The organism is Vibrio sp. Scap24 (assembly GCF_013394185.1).
Classification (GTDB): Bacteria; Pseudomonadota; Gammaproteobacteria; order Enterobacterales; family Vibrionaceae; genus Vibrio; species Vibrio pomeroyi.
Map to the genome: position 1 here is coordinate 2,098,636 of NZ_CP041332.1, position 13,046 is coordinate 2,111,681.

Here is a 13,046-nt window from a genome sequence, read left to right on the forward strand (position 1 = left end):
ACTCAGAACAGGAGTTGGTAAAGTGCGTGGATAATAGTGTATTTCATTCATGGCGCAAACGTTTGTTTTATCGATTGCTTAAAAATCTGATGATAGTCCACAGCTATGAAGTGATGTTTCACAAAATGAAGATATGTATCAATCTGAGGTTATTTGAGGGTTTTCTAAAGCATATCTGTAGCTTACCTCTAGCATCAGATATACTAGGGGTATATACCTTCCTTGCTTAAGCAGGCCCGCCTATGTCAAAAAACACACCGATGTCAGAAAACACGACAGCTACAACCAATGTTGACCCTTTTGCCGACCGAGAGTCGAAAAATTACGACAACCCAGTACCAAGCCGAGAGTTCATTCTATCGTTTCTAACAGAAGCGAATATCCCAATGAACCGCAACGATCTATTCGAAGCTCTTGGCCTTGCTGGCGAGGAGCAATACGAAGGGCTGCGTCGCCGTTTACGTGCTATGGAGCGTGATGGACAACTGGTCTTTACTCGTCGCCAATGCTACGCACTACCTGAAAAGTTAGAGCTGATTAAAGGCTATGTGATTGGTCATAAAGACGGTCATGGCTGGGTTCGCCCAGATGGCAGCGTGGGTAAAGATAACGATATCTTACTTCCACATCACCAGATGAAAACCATCATGCATGGTGACTATGTATTGGCTCAGCCTACTGACAACAGTAAGCGTGGTCGTCGTGAAGGTCGTTTGGTTCGCGTACTTGAAGAGCGTACCACTCCGTTAGTGGGTCGTTTTTTCCTTGAGTACGGTCATTCTTACGTAGTTGCTGATGATTCACGTATCAGTCATGACATCCTAATTCCAACCGAGCATAAAGGCGGAGCTCGAATGGGTAATGTGGTTGTGATTGAAATTACGGATCGTGGCGGTCGTTCTCGTAACATGATGGGCAAGGTGACTGAAGTTCTTGGTGAGAACATGGCGCCGGGTATGGAAACGCAGATCGCGATCCGTACTCACCAGATCCCACAAGAGTGGCCTGAAGCGGTTGATAAGCAAATCGAAAACCTAGGTGAACATGTTCCTGAAGAAGCAAAAGAAGGCCGTGTTGATCTGCGCAAGCTGCCACTGGTTACCATTGATGGCGAAGACGCGCGTGATTTCGATGATGCGGTTTTCTGTGAAGCGAAGAAAGGCGGAGGCTGGCGCCTATGGGTGGCGATTGCTGACGTAAGTTACTACGTTCGCCCAGATACAGCGTTAGACAAAGAAGCGATTAACCGTGGTAACTCGGTATATTTCCCATCGCAAGTTGTGCCTATGCTGCCAGAAGTACTTTCTAATGGCCTGTGTTCATTGAACCCGCAAGTAGACCGTCTGTGTATGGTGTGTGAGATGACTATCTCAGACAAAGGTAAGCTATCGGGCTACAAGCACTACGAAGCGGTAATGAACTCTCATGCTCGTCTTACTTACAACAAAGTAGGCGCGATCCTAGATGGCAACGAAGAGCTTCGTGAGCGTTACGTTCAAGAAGTGCCGCATCTAGAAGAGTTGCATAAAATGTACAAAGTGCTGAAGAAGACTCGTGATGAGCGTGGTGCGATTGAGTTCGAAACAGTAGAAACCAAGTTTATCTTTAATGCGGATCGTAAGATTGACCGTATTGAACCTGTTGTTCGTAACGATGCACACAAGATCATCGAAGAGTGTATGATTCTTGCGAACATCGCATCGGCGTCTTACGTAGAAAAAGCGAAAGAGCCGGCTCTGTACCGTGTTCACGAAACTCCAGGTGAAGAACGCTTAATGGGCTTCAAGAGCTTCTTAAGTGAATTAGGTTTAACACTGGAAGGTGGTCTGTCGCCATCTCCGGTAGACTACGCACAACTGATGCAACAGATTAACGAGCGTGAAGATCGTGAGTTAATCCAAACCATGCTATTGCGTTCAATGAAGCAAGCGGTCTACAACGCCGATAACGCAGGTCACTTTGGTTTAGCTCTTAAGCGCTATGCTCACTTTACCTCGCCGATTCGTCGTTACCCTGACTTGCTATTGCACCGTGCGATTAAGTACCTAATTGCGAAAGAAGGTGGTCGTAACAGTGAACGTTGGACGCCAACGGGTGGTTACCACTACACTTTCGATGATATGGACTTCTACGGCGAGCAGTGTTCTATGACTGAGCGTCGTGCTGATGATGCAACGCGTGAAGTGAACGACTGGCTGAAATGTGAATACATGCAAGACCATGTCGGTGAAGTGATGGATGGCGTGATTGCCAACGTGACTGGCTTCGGTTTCTTTGTACGTCTAACGGAACTGCACATTGATGGTTTGGTACACATCTCTGCGCTTGCGAACGATTACTACCAATTTGATGCTGTTGGTCAGCGTCTGGTTGGTGAAAGCTCAGGTAACATCTACCGCTTGGGTGATTCGGTTAAAGTGAAGGTTTCTGCAGTTAACTTAGAAACTCGCCAAATCGACTTTGACTTAGAAGACACCGATCGTCAGCCGCGTGGTAAAGGCAAAACAGCCAAGAAGCGTGCAGCAGAAGCGATGAAAAAAGCGAAAAGCAAGAAGCGCTCTGCGGTGAAGAGCAATAAGCCGGGCGTTTCAGCGAAGCCTTTAGTCGAGCCAACTAAGCGACCAGATGGAAGCAGCGAAGGCCCAGCTAAGAAGAAAAAGTCATCGAACAAAACTGGTGCTGCTAAAGCGCGTGCTAAGAAAAAGCGTGCTGCAACCCGTAAGCCAAAGGCTGATAAGTCTTAAGACAAGGTCATTAAGGCGCTGTGCTAATTAGCTATAGCGCCTCACTCAGTTAATATGAGCGTATCTAAATGCGAGGGTATCAGGCGGAAGATGCATGCTCTCGAAATAAACAATACAGAGATGAATACGTCGGTTTGATGTCATTCTTCTCTGAGCAATAAGAGTAATTTGAGACAATGAGTAACGAATTTATTTACGGTATTCACGCGGTGAAAGCCGTACTAGAAAAAGATCCAGCACGTTTTATCGAAGCGTATGTACTGAAAGGTCGCCAAGACGAGCGTCTTCTTCCATTACTAAATCAACTGCAACAGTTCGGTGTGTCGATCCAACAGATGGGCCGTAAGCCGCTTGATGAAAAAGCACAAGGTGCGAATCACCAAGGTATTATCGCTAAGGTGAAGCCTGCTAAGCAGCTTAATGAAACTCACCTAGACGACATTTTAGCGCAGCACGAACAACCGCTATTGTTAGTTCTAGATGGCGTAACAGACCCTCACAACCTAGGTGCTTGTCTGCGTAACGCGGATGCGGCGGGTGTGGCGGCAGTTATCGTACCGAAAGACCGTTCTTCGCCGTTAACGGCAACAGTTAGCAAAGTAGCGTGCGGTGCAGCTGAAACAGTTCCTCTAGTACGTGTAACTAACCTGGCTCGCACAATGCGTGCACTGCAAGAACAAGGCGTATGGTTTGTGGGCACGGCAGGTGAAGCAACGCATGACATCTACCAAGCAAAACTAACAGGCCCACTTGCGGTTGTGATGGGCGCAGAAGGTGACGGTATGCGTCGTCTAACGCGTGAAACCTGTGATGACCTGATCAAGATCCCGATGGCTGGTAGCGTATCAAGCCTGAACGTGTCTGTGGCGTCTGGTATTTGTTTGTTTGAAGCGGTACGTCAGCGCCTAGCTCAATAACCTTCGACGGAACACAGTATAGCGACTTAAGTATCTGAATTTATTAGCGCTCACCACTTGCTGGTGGGCGTTTCTTTTTAGGCTGTTATGAAAGAAGTGATTGGTTTGTCAGATGGCAAGGGGCTGTTGCTCTTTCGTGGTTGAATTTTGTTCGAGATAAAATCGTTTTAGGCGCGGCGAAGAGTATATAGCCTAGTCATTCTAAGCAAATATTCTTCAACAAAGCATAAAACGATTTTAGCCGAACCCTTCGGGCAGCCTTTGTGGTTCATTTCTACTGCGTTATCGGCTTTTTATGTAGGCTAGCTACACGTCAAAGCCTCTGTCTTGTATAAATTTCCCACAAAGAGCTGCAAAAGCCAGCTCGAAAGATTAACAGCCCCTAAATGGCGAAAGAAAAACTGTTTCATTATTCGCCAAATACCGCTTGCCAATACAGGGTTCTTTCTATAATATTTGCCGTCCTTAAAACTCGGTCATTTATCTTTAGTTCCTTGCTTCCTCTGGACGACCGGGCCACTCGTGGAAGCTAATAATCCGTAAGGAGCAACCAAATGCGTCATTACGAAATCGTATTCATGGTTCACCCTGATCAAAGCGAGCAAGTTGCTGGCATGATCGAGCGTTACACTGGTTCTATCACTGAAGCTGGCGGTACTATCCACCGTCTAGAAGACTGGGGTCGTCGTCAAATGGCTTACCCAATCAACAAGCTTCACAAAGCTCACTACGTTCTTATGAACGTTGAAGCTGGTCAAGAAGTGATTGACGAGCTAGAAACTGCTTTCCGTTTCAACGATGCAGTTCTACGTAACATGATCATGCGCACTAAAGGCGCTGTGACTGAGCAATCTATTATGCTTAAGCAAAAAGAAGAGCGTGCAGAGCGTGCTCCTCGTCGTGAAGAGCGTACAGAAGCTAAACCAGAAGCAGCTGCTGAGTAATTCTTTTTTGGCTTAATGCCTTAAAAAATTCTCAACTTGTTTTAGGTCGTTGATAGTTATTTCGATAATTGTGAAAGACCGCTTTACTAAATTTAAGATCAGGAGATAGCCCATGGCTCGTTTCTTCCGTCGTCGTAAATTCTGCCGTTTCACTGCAGAAGGCGTACAAGAGATTGACTACAAAGACGTAGCAACTCTTAAAAACTACATCACTGAAGCTGGTAAAATCGTACCTAGCCGTATCACTGGTACAAGCGCTAAGTACCAGCGTCAACTAGCTCGCGCTATCAAGCGTTCTCGTTACCTAGCTCTACTACCGTACACTGACAAGCATCAGTAATCGGTAATAGTTAATAATAGTTTAAGAGGACTAAGATAATGCAAGTTATTCTACTTGATAAGATCGGTAACCTAGGTGGCCTTGGCGACCAAGTAAACGTTAAATCTGGTTACGCTCGTAACTTCCTTATCCCACAGGGTAAAGCAGTTATGGCAACTAAAGACAACGTTGCTATGTTCGAAACTCGTCGTGCTGAACTAGAAGCTAAAGTTGCTGAGCAACTAGCTGCTGCTGAAGCTCGTGCAGAGAGCGTTAACACTCTAGAAGGCGTTTCAATCGCTTCTAAAGCTGGTGACGAAGGTAAACTATTCGGTTCTATCGGTACTCGTGACATCGCTGACGCTATTACAGCGGCAGGTGTTGCAGTAGCTAAGAGCGAAGTACGCCTACCTGAAGGCGCTCTACGTAACATCGGCGAATTCGAAGTAAGCATCCAACTTCACTCTGAAGTTTTTGCTACTGCGAAAATCGCTATCGTTGCAGCTGAGTAATTTCAGTACCAAGACGAATTCTTTCTTTATGAAAGTTTTAAACACCAGCTTCGGCTGGTGTTTTTTTATGTCTGGAATATAGGAAAAATAAGGGAAGGTTAAAGTAAGCAAAAAGCTTACGGTGATCCATAAGCTCTTATTGCTGAACAGACAGTACCGTTAAGAATGGAATTGCTCTGAAGATAAGAATTAGTTTTAACATTAGAATTGGAAGAGCAGGTTAATCGATAGTACAGAGTCTTCTTTGCTTAACCCTTCAGGTACCTTATCGTGGTATTGGCGAGAGTGAGCGATTTTAAGTGCGATATTGTCAGTAATATCGTTGATCGCTTCTAACTCGGTATCGAACTTCAAGTTACTGTGACCAGACACCAGCGTCACATCGGCTTTCAGCTGCAAATTCTTCAACACCTGCCAAGACGTATTCACGTTGCCACGAAAAATCGCTTCTTCAACAATCTCGGGGAAGATGATGTCATCATCGTCTAATTCATCGAGATTAGGTTCTTGGTAACGAAAACCCGGACCTACTTCGACTTCCAACACAAACTCTTCGGTATTCGAAAACTGGTAACCCAAACCACTAGATACTGTGTAGTCCTTAAAGTAGGCGCTGTATCGAGAGTCGACACCTTTAAAGCTGCCGTAAAGATAGGTTTTAGGGCTTAACTTGTAGTCACTCTGAGCTGAGTAAGTCGATTGCCTTTTATCTTCTTCACCGTCTTTGTAGAGGTTGTAGTATTTCCATTCGCCACTGGTTCTGTGACGGCCAGCCGTATACTCACCGTTTAGGCGTGCATTCAACGAACGTGAATCAGAATTACCAGTATGCGACTGATATCCAAATTCGACTTCAGTTTTGAGTGGGCTTGGCAGTTCTGTGTCACTCGTATCACTTGGTGCGATATCCATATCTTTTTCTTCAGGTGTCGGTGCAACGACGATCGGCTCAGTAGTAGGTTCTGGTACTACTATAGAGTCGAGGATTGCATCAACAGAGCCTTTAGCATCATCAGCGAAGGCCATCGGAGTGCTCAGGAGACCAGTGCTTAGAAGACCAGTGCTCAGAGCCAATAATTTGGACACGCATACCTCAGTTATACAGTGAATGAATGGAAGGATCGTAATGCTACCCTTGGTTAATTCCGTCAGCAATAAGTAAATTCTTCCTGAAGAATAAAACAAACTCATAGGATCGGATTACAAATGAGTGTTCTTGGGTATAATGAACGATCATTATTAGTTATTGAGTGTAGTCATAGTGGATACCAAAAGTCAGAAATCAGCCAACGATCAGGTGGACGCCATCAAGGTCCCGCCACATTCATTAGAAGCTGAGCAATCTGTGATTGGCGGTTTGTTATTGGATAACGAACGCTGGGATACGGTTGCCGAAAAGGTTGTGGCCAAAGACTTTTATAGTCGTCCTCACCGTCTGATCTTTGAAGCGGTAAAAGATATCCTTGAAGAGAGCTCTCCTCTGGATCTTATTACACTCTCTGAACACTTAGAGCTACGCGAGCAACTTGAAGAAGTGGGTGGCTTTGCTTACCTAGCTGACTTAGCTAAAAACACACCAAGTGCAGCAAATATCAATGCTTATGCAGATATCGTGGCACAGCGTGCACTTGTTCGTAGCCTAATTGGTGTCGCGAATGAGATTGCGGATTCTGGTTATGACCCACAAGGTCGTACATCGGAAGAGCTGGTTGATCTTGCGGAAAGTAAAGTCTTCGCGATTGCTGAAGGCCGTGCAAGTGAAAACGAAGGTCCGCAAAACGTTGATAGCATTCTAGAGAAGACGCTAGAACGTATCGAAATCCTATACAAAACGCCACAAGATGGTGTGACAGGTGTCGATACGGGTTTCAACGACCTCAATAAAAAGACGGCTGGCCTGCAAGGTTCTGACTTAATCATTGTCGCTGCTCGTCCATCGATGGGTAAAACGACCTTCGCGATGAACTTATGTGAAAACGCGGCGATGAAGCAAGATAAGCCCGTATTAATCTTCTCGCTGGAGATGCCAGCTGAACAGCTGATGATGCGTATGCTTGCGTCACTTTCTCGCGTAGACCAAACCAAGATTCGTACTGGTCAATTGGACGATGAAGATTGGGCTCGTATCTCGTCGAGTATGGGTATTCTGATGGATAAGAAGAATATGTATATCGATGATAGCTCGGGTCTAACGCCAACAGAAGTTCGTTCTCGTGCTCGACGTATTGCTCGTGAACACGATGGTATCTCTATGATCATGATAGATTACCTTCAATTAATGCGTGTACCTTCATTATCAGATAACCGTACTCTTGAAATCGCCGAAATCTCTCGCTCATTGAAAGCGTTGGCGAAAGAACTGAACGTTCCGGTTGTCGCACTTTCTCAGCTTAACCGTTCCCTAGAGCAACGTGCTGATAAGCGCCCAGTAAACTCGGATTTGCGTGAATCAGGTTCGATCGAGCAAGATGCCGATTTGATCATGTTTATCTATCGTGATGAGGTTTATAACCCAGATAGCTCACTGAAGGGCATTGCTGAGATCATCCTTGGTAAACAGCGTAACGGTCCTATCGGTTCGGTTCGTCTGACATTCCAAGGTCAACATTCCCGATTTGATAACTATGCAGGTCCTGCATTTGATGATGAGTAATCGTTAATGACGTATATGAAAGCAGCGACAGCAAGCATTGATCTTAGTGCGTTGGAACATAACCTTCGCCAAATCAAGTCGAAGGCTCCGCAATGTAAAGTCATGTCGGTTGTGAAAGCGAATGGCTACGGACACGGCTTACTGCATATTGCTAAGCACTCAAAGAACTCAGATGCGTTTGGTGTAGCTCGTATTGAAGAAGCCTTACAACTGCGTGCTGGTGGTATTGTTCAGCCGGTTTTATTGCTAGAAGGTTTTTACTCTTCAGGCGATTTACCAATATTGGTGACCAATAACATCCAAACCGTGGTGCATTGTGAAGAGCAACTGAGCGCTCTAGAAAATTCAGTTCTAGAATCACCCGTTGTGGTGTGGCTGAAAGTTGATAGCGGCATGCATCGCTTAGGTGTTCGTTCTGAACAATATCAAGATTTCGTTGAGCGCCTGCATCAATGTCCTAACGTGGCTAAGCCTTTGCGTTACATGAGCCATTTTGGCTGTGCTGATGAGTTAGACAAAGCAACCACAGAGCAACAGACTGAATTATTCCTATCTCTGACAGAAGGCTGTGAGGGTGAGCGTTCTCTTGCGAACTCTGCAGGTTTACTTGCTTGGCCAGATAGTCATTTAGATTGGGTTCGTCCTGGGATCATTTCGTACGGCGTATCACCTTTTGTTGATAAGTCGGCTCAAGAGCTTGGTTTCTTGCCTGTGATGACTCTGACCTCTCACCTGATTGCGGTTCGTGATTTGAAAGCTGGCGAAAGTGTGGGTTATGGCGGTAATTGGACCAGCGAGCGTGATACCAAGGTTGGTGTAATCGCAATTGGTTATGGTGATGGTTACCCTCGTACTGCACCTAACGGCACGCCAGTGTTCGTCAACGGTAGAAAGGTGCCAATTGCAGGCCGAGTATCGATGGATATGTTAACGGTCGACTTAGGCCCTGATGCGATCGATCAAGTGGGCGATGAAGCGACGCTATGGGGTAAAGATTTACCTTCAGAAGAAGTGGCAGAACATATTGGCACTATCGCTTATGAGTTGGTCACTAAGCTGACTTCTCGTGTTGCGATGGAGTATGTGAAGTAGCTATGGGTCTTGTAAGGTAAATTATGTTCAAGCGAACGACTCGACACTGGTTAACGTCAGCAATGGCATTACTCGGTGTTAGCTTTTCTTCTTCAGCCTTAAGTGAAGAAAAAGATACCGCTTTTGTCCCTTTCTATTTCAGTACTGAAACGATGGGCAATACCTTTGGTGTTGCGGGGGTCGCAAAGGGTGTTTGGCAACCTCAAGCTGCTCTGTTTGGTATGGCGCTTTATTCTGACAAAGACAGCTATGTTGGTTTTCTCTCTGCGTTTAACTATGCCTTGTCTGAGAACGTGTTGTTCAGCACTCAGATGTATCAAGCGCGCTTCAACGACAATCCGTATTACATTGGCTCTCAAGGCGATAACGATTCATCTATCGATGATAAAACCATTGCCGATGGCTTAGAGCAGAACTATCAGTTTGAGTTTAAGTATTTGCTGCCTTGGGGCAATGTAGCAGAGCATGGTTTGCTTGGCGCTTTTCAGCCAATCAAAGATGTGAGTTTTGCTTCTCCCGTTGAGTCGGGTGTCAGCTCGATTATCTTCACGCCTTTTTATACCGCTCGTGAGCTAGAAGGTTTAAATAATAGTGAAGAAGCAACAGGCTTTAGTTTAGCGTTTGATTGGGATAACCGTGATAGCACACGTAACCCAACTAAAGGTTCTCATACCAACCTTGAGTTTACTACGGGTGCCGATAGTTGGTCTGATGATGACTTGTGGTTGAAGTGGACGTTCCAGAATAGTCAGTATTTTGCTTTAGGTCCGTTAGGGGACTTATTCGACCAACAAGTCGTGGCATTTGATTTCTATACGGCTGATACACCAACGTGGGATAACTGTTCAGGTCAAGATTGTGCTCGTCCACCGGAAACGGAGCAAGCTCGATTGGGTGGCTTGTATCGCTTACGCGGCTACACCGGAGGTCGCTACCACGGGCGCTCGGCGGTGCATTACTCTGCAGAATACCGTGTACTTCCAGATTGGCAGCCACTGGGAGATATCCCACTGATTAACTACTACGATTTGCCTTGGTGGCAATGGGTGGCGTTTGCCGAAGTAGGGCGTGTTGCGGATGAGTACGATATCAAAACACTGCACACGGATATGAAATGGAGCCTTGGCGGCGCGGTTCGTTTCCAAGTGGAAGGCATTGTTGTTCGTGCGGAATTAGCGCGAGGCGGCGATGAAGGAACCTTTAGGGTTATGATAAACCAGCCCTTCTAAACCTTTCGGCCTACAGTAGGCCAAATACTATATTTACAAGAGTGGTAGTGGAAGTACACCACTCTTTTTTATTAACAAGGCATTGTTTTTATTAAGAAAATCTAGTTTTAAAGCCGTCTACTCACCTTGAATTGTAGCAATTATTGTTCGGCTTCCACCACAATCTCGATGTTCACCTAAGTAAATACCCTGCCATGTTCCCAAAGCTAAACGACCGTTGGTGATCGGGATTGTCACACTGTTGCCAAGTGTCGATGCTTTAATGTGAGCAGGCATATCATCATCGCCCTCATAGGTGTGTCTGTAGTAAGGAGCTCGCTCTGGGACAAATTTATTGAAGTGCGATTCCATATCGCTACGGACAGTCGGATCGGCGTTCTCATTCAGCGTTAGGCTGGCAGAGGTATGCTGAATAAAGAGATGTAATAAACCAACAGATAGAGAATTGATATCGTGTATCTGTTGTTCAATTTCATCAGTAATGAGATGGAATCCACGCTTTCGTGCATTTAGGTGTATAGTCTTCTGAATCCACATACGCCATCCTTTATAATGTATTTGGAAAAAAAGTGGTTTAACGCTATCTTTTGAACTTGAATTTATCAGGTCTCGCTCACATTTAATTATGTTAGAGCTAGAGTCTGCTCCGATCTTTCTGTCAGGAATTCGAATCCTGATTTATCTCAAGGTGCAGCTCTTCATATACGGCATAATACGTCGTGAAAAAAAATTACAAAGAATCTTTCAGTGGTGATGCGGTTTGGTCATCACAGAAAAATATAAACTTTCGCCTAATCGGGGGTTCTATTCATCACCCAGGTGACGTTTAGAATAAAACCTACAGTAACATCGGGATAGATACCATGTTGAAAAATATCAACCCAACGCAAACACAAGCGTGGAAAGCTCTAACTGCACATTTTGAGTCTGCTCAAGATATGGATATGAAAGAGCTATTTGCTCAAGATGCAAAGCGTTTCGAGAGCTTTTCTACTCGTTTCGGTTCAGACATCTTAGTGGATTACTCTAAGAACCTAATCGACGCTGAGACTATGCAGCACCTATTTGCTCTTGCAAACGAGACTGAAGTTAAGTCTGCAATTGAAGCGATGTTTGGCGGTGATGCAATCAACAAGACTGAAGGCCGTTCAGTACTTCACACAGCTCTACGTAACCGTAGCGACAACCCAGTAATGGTTGATGGCAAAGATGTAATGCCTGCTGTTAACGCTGTACTAGCAAAAATGGAACTGTTCACGCACCGCGTCGTTTCTGGTGAGTGGAAGGGTTACACAGGTAAAGAGATCACTGATGTAGTCAACATCGGTATCGGCGGTTCGGACCTTGGTCCATATATGGTGACTGAAGCGCTAACACCATACAAAACTCGCCTAAACATGCACTTCGTTTCTAACGTAGATGGTACTCACATCGTTGAGACGCTTAAGCCTCTAAACCCAGAAACAACGCTATTCCTAGTTGCATCTAAAACTTTCACTACTCAAGAAACAATGACGAACGCGCACTCTGCACGTGATTGGTTCTTGGCTGAAGCGGGTGACAACGCACACGTTGCTAAACACTTCGCAGCACTATCAACAAACGCAACAGCAGTAGCTGAGTTTGGTATTGATACTGACAACATGTTCGAATTCTGGGACTGGGTTGGTGGTCGTTACTCACTATGGTCTGCGATCGGTCTTTCTATTTCTCTTTCTGTAGGCTTCGATAACTTCGTCGAGCTACTAGAAGGTGCTCACGAGATGGATAACCACTTTGCTTCAACTGAGTTTGAAAGCAACATTCCAGTAATCCTTGCGCTTATCGGTATTTGGTACAACAACTTCCACGGCGCTGAGTCAGAAGCTATCTTACCTTACGACCAATACATGCACCGTTTCGCTGCGTACTTCCAACAAGGTAACATGGAATCGAACGGTAAGTTTGTAGACCGTGAAGGCAACCCAGTAGAGTACCAAACAGGTCCTATCATCTGGGGTGAACCAGGTACAAACGGCCAGCACGCTTTCTACCAACTGATTCACCAAGGCACTAAGCTGATCCCATCAGACTTCATTGCGCCTGCTATCAGCCACAACCCTGCATCTGATCACCATCAGAAGCTGATGTCTAACTTCTTTGCTCAAACTGAAGCACTTGCTTTCGGTAAGACAAAAGAGACAGTAGAAGCTGAATTCCTAGCAGCTGGCAAAACGGCTGAAGAAGTGGCTGAACTAGTACCTTTCAAAGTATTTGAAGGGAACCGCCCAACGAACTCAATTCTTGTTAAGCAAATCAACCCTCGCTCTTTAGGTAACCTAATCGCGATGTACGAGCACAAGATCTTTGTTCAAGGCGTTATCTGGAACATCTTCAGCTTCGATCAATGGGGTGTAGAACTTGGTAAGCAACTAGCAAATCAAATTCTTCCAGAGCTTGCTGACGACGCACAAGTAACGTCTCACGACAGCTCAACGAACGGTCTAATCAACGCATTTAAAGCACTTAAAGCTTAATTGAGTTGATAGCTTAGAAAGAAACGCCAACCTTAGGGTTGGCGTTTTTGTATCAGTAGAGTAAGCAATGGTTAAATCGCAGGTAATAAAAAGGCTGACGTATCGACGCCAGCCTTCTAA

The 13,046-nt window shown here is 45.4% G+C and carries 11 protein-coding genes; 9 read left to right on the forward strand and 2 right to left on the reverse strand.

Translation table 11 applies throughout. The features are described from left to right. Positions 1-242 precede the first annotated feature (242 nt). The 5 genes from rnr (at position 243) to rplI (ending at position 5,436) form a co-directional block, all read left to right on the forward strand. Positions 243-2,744: a ribonuclease R gene (gene rnr, locus FLM53_RS09350; RefSeq protein WP_176680796.1), complete on the forward strand. Its 2,502-nt coding sequence runs from the start codon at positions 243-245 to the stop codon at positions 2,742-2,744. Between the two features lie 176 nt (positions 2,745-2,920). After that, positions 2,921-3,661 (forward strand): 23S rRNA (guanosine(2251)-2'-O)-methyltransferase RlmB, encoded by a 741-nt coding sequence (rlmB, locus tag FLM53_RS09355; RefSeq protein ID WP_017632696.1) that lies wholly within the window; start codon positions 2,921-2,923, stop codon positions 3,659-3,661. A 554-nt stretch (positions 3,662-4,215) separates the two neighbouring features. Continuing rightward, a complete protein-coding gene (gene rpsF, locus FLM53_RS09360) occupies positions 4,216-4,605 on the forward strand; it encodes a 30S ribosomal protein S6 (RefSeq protein WP_004741278.1) in 390 nt (129 codons plus the stop codon). Between the two features lie 112 nt (positions 4,606-4,717). Beyond that, a complete protein-coding gene (gene rpsR / locus FLM53_RS09365; protein WP_000090472.1) occupies positions 4,718-4,945 on the forward strand; it encodes a 30S ribosomal protein S18 in 228 nt (75 codons plus the stop codon). A gap of 38 nt (positions 4,946-4,983) precedes the next feature. Beyond that, a complete protein-coding gene (rplI, locus tag FLM53_RS09370) occupies positions 4,984-5,436 on the forward strand; it encodes a 50S ribosomal protein L9 (protein ID WP_017632695.1) in 453 nt (150 codons plus the stop codon). A 201-nt stretch (positions 5,437-5,637) separates the two neighbouring features. Here the strand turns inward: rplI and FLM53_RS09375 are convergent, their stop codons facing one another. Beyond that, complete coding sequence (locus FLM53_RS09375; RefSeq protein WP_176680797.1) at positions 5,638-6,522, reverse strand: DUF481 domain-containing protein; 885 nt, start codon at positions 6,520-6,522, stop codon at positions 5,638-5,640. Positions 6,523-6,697: 175 nt separating this feature from the next. On the opposite strand from FLM53_RS09375, the gene FLM53_RS09380 reads away from it, so the two are divergent. Genes FLM53_RS09380 through FLM53_RS09390 form a run of 3 tightly spaced genes read left to right on the forward strand, consistent with a single transcriptional unit; the run spans position 6,698 to position 10,410 of the window. Further along, positions 6,698-8,089, forward strand: coding sequence for a replicative DNA helicase (locus tag FLM53_RS09380; RefSeq protein ID WP_016767560.1), 1,392 nt, complete (start codon positions 6,698-6,700; stop codon positions 8,087-8,089). 6 nt (positions 8,090-8,095) lie between these two features. Further along, positions 8,096-9,181: an alanine racemase gene (gene alr / locus FLM53_RS09385; RefSeq protein WP_176680798.1), complete on the forward strand. Its 1,086-nt coding sequence runs from the start codon at positions 8,096-8,098 to the stop codon at positions 9,179-9,181. 23 nt (positions 9,182-9,204) lie between these two features. After that, positions 9,205-10,410 (forward strand): BamA/TamA family outer membrane protein, encoded by a 1,206-nt coding sequence (locus FLM53_RS09390; RefSeq protein WP_176680799.1) that lies wholly within the window; start codon positions 9,205-9,207, stop codon positions 10,408-10,410. Between the two features lie 117 nt (positions 10,411-10,527). Here the strand turns inward: FLM53_RS09390 and FLM53_RS09395 are convergent, their stop codons facing one another. Beyond that, positions 10,528-10,947 (reverse strand): secondary thiamine-phosphate synthase enzyme YjbQ, encoded by a 420-nt coding sequence (locus FLM53_RS09395; RefSeq protein WP_176680800.1) that lies wholly within the window; start codon positions 10,945-10,947, stop codon positions 10,528-10,530. A gap of 326 nt (positions 10,948-11,273) precedes the next feature. On the opposite strand from FLM53_RS09395, the gene pgi reads away from it, so the two are divergent. Beyond that, positions 11,274-12,926 (forward strand): glucose-6-phosphate isomerase, encoded by a 1,653-nt coding sequence (gene pgi / locus FLM53_RS09400; RefSeq protein ID WP_176680801.1) that lies wholly within the window; start codon positions 11,274-11,276, stop codon positions 12,924-12,926. Positions 12,927-13,046 lie beyond the last annotated feature (120 nt).

Excerpts from the sequence above, each read along its gene's own strand:
- rnr (WP_176680796.1), top strand. The coding sequence starts at position 243 with ATGTCAAAAAACACACCGATGTCAGAAAACACGACAGCTACAACCAAT.
- rlmB (WP_017632696.1), top strand. The coding sequence starts at position 2,921 with ATGAGTAACGAATTTATTTACGGTATTCACGCGGTGAAAGCCGTACTA.
- rpsF (WP_004741278.1), top strand. The coding sequence starts at position 4,216 with ATGCGTCATTACGAAATCGTATTCATGGTTCACCCTGATCAAAGCGAG.
- rpsR (WP_000090472.1), top strand. The coding sequence starts at position 4,718 with ATGGCTCGTTTCTTCCGTCGTCGTAAATTCTGCCGTTTCACTGCAGAA.
- rplI (WP_017632695.1), top strand. The coding sequence starts at position 4,984 with ATGCAAGTTATTCTACTTGATAAGATCGGTAACCTAGGTGGCCTTGGC.
- alr (WP_176680798.1), top strand. The coding sequence starts at position 8,096 with ATGACGTATATGAAAGCAGCGACAGCAAGCATTGATCTTAGTGCGTTG.
- FLM53_RS09390 (WP_176680799.1), top strand. The coding sequence starts at position 9,205 with ATGTTCAAGCGAACGACTCGACACTGGTTAACGTCAGCAATGGCATTA.
- FLM53_RS09395 (WP_176680800.1), bottom strand. The coding sequence starts at position 10,947 with ATGTGGATTCAGAAGACTATACACCTAAATGCACGAAAGCGTGGATTC.
- pgi (WP_176680801.1), top strand. The coding sequence starts at position 11,274 with ATGTTGAAAAATATCAACCCAACGCAAACACAAGCGTGGAAAGCTCTA.